Here is a 2,919-nt window from a genome sequence, read left to right on the forward strand (position 1 = left end):
CGCATCGCTGATCTCGAAGCTCACCCCGACGGTCGGCAGCAGGTCGTAGCCCGCGGTGTCCGTATCCGTCGCGGTGTTGCTCGCGTTGTCCGTGGCCGTGGCCGTCGCCGTGTAGGTGACTTCCTCGTCGAAGCTCTCGCCACTCAGATCCACACTCCAGCTGCCGTCCGGGTTCAGCGTCGCCGGGAACGGGCCGTAGCTGCTGCCGTCGCTGCCGCTGATGCTCACCGACACGCTGGTCGCGTGCTCGCTGGTGCCGGTCAGGGTGCCCACCCCCGCGTCGCTGATCTCGAAGCTCACCCCTCTCGAAGCTCACCCCCACCGTCGGCAGCAAGTCGTAGCCCGCGGTGTCCGTATCCGTGGCGGTGTTGCTCGCGTTGTCGGTCGCCGTCGCCGTCGCCGTGTAGGTGACCTCCTCGTCGAAGCTCTCGCCACTCAGGTCCACACTCCAGCTGCCATCCGGGTTCAGCGTCGCCGGGAACGGGCCATAGCTGCTGCCGTCGCTGCCGCTGATGCTCACCGACACGCTGGTCGCGTGCTCGCTGGTGCCGGTCAGGGTGCCCACCCCCGCATCGCTGATCCGACAATGCGAGCAACACCGCGACGGATACGGACACCGCGGGCTACGACCTGTTGCCGACGGTGGGGGTGAGCTTCGAGATCAGCGATGCGGGGGTGGGCACCCTGACCGGCACCAGTGAGCACGCGACCAGCGTGTCGGTGACGATCACGGGCAGTGACGGCAGCAATCTGGGTCCGTTCCCGGCGACGCTGAATCCGGATGGCAGCTGGAGTGTGGATCTGAGTGGCGAGAGCTTCGACGAGGAGGTCACCTACACGGCGACGGCCACGGCCACGGCGGATGGCAGCTGGAGTGTGGATCTGAGTGGCGAGAGCTTCGACGAGGAGGTCACCTACACGGCGACGGCCACGGCCACGGACAACGCGAGCAACACCGCGACGGATACGGACACCGCGGGCTACGATCTGCTGCCGACGGTGGGGGTGAGCTTCGAGATCAGCGATGCGGGGGTGGGCACCCTGACCGGCACCAGCGAGCACGCGACCAGCGTGTCGGTGAGCATCAGCGGCAGCGACGGCAGCAGCTATGGCCCCGAGTTTTCTGGATTGCCCCACAATCTCGCTTCTTCGCTGCTGGTGCAGCAGTTCTTTAAAAAGTTGAACAACCGATAAGTGTGGGTGCTTGGTTGTTGTGCGGCCGAGCCATCTTCGGATGGCAATAGTTTCGCAATGATTCAAGTGCTCGCGAAAGTCAGTAATGATTTTTGAGTACTTTGCTGGATTGAACTTAAGAGTTTGATCCTGGCTCAGATTGAACGCTGGCGGCATGCTTTACACATGCAAGTCGATGTTGAGTTTCAAGCGCGTGAGGAATGGTGTGAAAGATCGGCCGGAGAACGAGCAAAAACAAGGGATTTCCGAGAAATATCAAGGTTCTCCGGGGGTTAGCGTCGTCAATCACACCCCGATGATGCACGGGTCTATGGCCCTTTAAAATCAACAATTTAAAAAACGAGTTACGCCAAAAGTTACGCTACGGCGTCATGGGAATGCCTGATGCCTTCTCGGCGATGTCGCGCAGGCCGGGCACCTTTTCTAGATCGTGCCGCCACTCGGACGATCTCTCTTCGGTCTCATCGGAGACAATATCTGCGATAACCACCACCGTCGATAGGTCGAGTTTCGCTTCTTTCTCCTGCATGATAATTCCTAGTTATCGCTTCTCCTTCCCGTTGCCCTCTGTAGTGCCTCCCTCAACCCCTGATTCGTAACATGCGTGTAGATCTCCGTAGTGGAGATGCTCTGGTGCCCGAGCAGTCTCTGGACGTATTAGACGGCGGTAGATAGCTCAGCAGCCGCGTTAACTCCTCTCGCCGATTGACGAAAGGAGATCGACGAGGCGACGGCGGGCCAGAGATTTCGGGAATTTTGGAGGCGACCATAATTCCTAGTTATCAGTAAATTGGAAAGAAAAATTTATCTTAACCAGCAACTCTGGCCACCAGGACAAGACACATGTCCGACTCTCCGCAAGGCGAACCGCCACGTGCCAATACCCGATACGGGTTCGACGAGGAGGTCACCTACACGGCGACGGCGACGGCGACCGACAACGCGAGCAACACCGCCACGGATACGGACACCGCGGGCTACGACTTGCTGCCGACGGTGGGGGTGAGCTTCGAGATCAGCGACGCGGGGGTGGGCACCCTGACCGGCACCAGCGAGCACGCGACCAGCGTGTCGGTGAGCATCAGCGGCAGCGACGGCAGCAGCTACGGCCCGTTCCCGGCGACGCTCGACGAGGAGGTCACCTACACGGCGACGGCGACGGCGACCGACAACGCGAGCAACACCGCCACGGATACGGACACCGCGGGCTACGACTTGCTGCCGACGGTGGGGGTGAGCTTCGAGATCAGCGATGCGGGGGTGGGCACCCTGACCGGCACCAGCGAGCACGCGACCAGCGTGTCGGTGAGCATCAGCGGCAGCGACGGGAGAGCTTCGACGAGGAGGTCACCTACACGGCGACGGCGACGGCGACCGACAACGCGAGCAACACCGCCACGGATACGGACACCGCGGGCTACGACTTGCTGCCGACGGTGGGGGTGAGCTTCGAGATCAGCGACGAGGAAGTCACCTACACGGCGACGGCCACGGCCACCGACAACGCGAGCAACACCGCGACGGATACGGACACCGCGGGCTACGACCGGCTGCCGACCGTCGGGGTGAGCTTCGAGATCAGCGATGCGGGGGTGGTCGGGGTGAGCTTCGAGATCAGCGACGCGGGGGTGGGCACCCTGACCGGCACCAGCGAGCACGCGACCAGCGTGTCGGTGAGCATCAGCGGCAGCGACGGCAGCAGCTACGGCCCGTTCCCGGCGACGC

5 protein-coding genes are annotated in these 2,919 nt (G+C 62.6%); 3 read left to right on the forward strand and 2 right to left on the reverse strand.

Translation table 11 applies throughout. From position 1 onward, the window contains the following. Positions 1–300 (reverse strand): Ig-like domain-containing protein (locus E6C76_RS21930; RefSeq protein WP_136350402.1); only part of this gene is annotated, 300 nt, incomplete at its 3' end. Between the two features lie 348 nt (positions 301–648). Here E6C76_RS21930 and E6C76_RS21935 point away from each other — a divergent pair. Next, a complete protein-coding gene (locus E6C76_RS21935; RefSeq protein ID WP_136350403.1) occupies positions 649–1,194 on the forward strand; it encodes a hypothetical protein in 546 nt (181 codons plus the stop codon). 361 nt (positions 1,195–1,555) lie between these two features. Here the strand turns inward: E6C76_RS21935 and E6C76_RS22160 are convergent, their stop codons facing one another. Then, positions 1,556–1,723: a hypothetical protein gene (locus tag E6C76_RS22160; RefSeq protein WP_168734411.1), complete on the reverse strand. Its 168-nt coding sequence runs from the start codon at positions 1,721–1,723 to the stop codon at positions 1,556–1,558. Between the two features lie 314 nt (positions 1,724–2,037). On the opposite strand from E6C76_RS22160, the gene E6C76_RS21945 reads away from it, so the two are divergent. Further along, positions 2,038–2,640, forward strand: coding sequence for a hypothetical protein (locus tag E6C76_RS21945; protein ID WP_136350404.1), 603 nt, complete (start codon positions 2,038–2,040; stop codon positions 2,638–2,640). Next, on the forward strand, positions 2,619–2,919 hold a 301-nt coding region (locus tag E6C76_RS21950), incomplete at its 3' end, for a hypothetical protein (RefSeq protein WP_136350405.1). The genes E6C76_RS21945 and E6C76_RS21950, both read left to right, overlap by 22 nt.

This window comes from Pseudothauera nasutitermitis, assembly GCF_004801295.1.
GTDB lineage: Bacteria > Pseudomonadota > Gammaproteobacteria > Burkholderiales > Rhodocyclaceae > Pseudothauera > Pseudothauera nasutitermitis.

Bases quoted from the DNA above. Each gene is read 5' to 3' on its own strand.
- E6C76_RS22160 (WP_168734411.1), bottom strand. From the start codon at position 1,723: ATGCAGGAGAAAGAAGCGAAACTCGACCTATCGACGGTGGTGGTTATC.
- E6C76_RS21945 (WP_136350404.1), top strand. From the start codon at position 2,038: ATGTCCGACTCTCCGCAAGGCGAACCGCCACGTGCCAATACCCGATAC.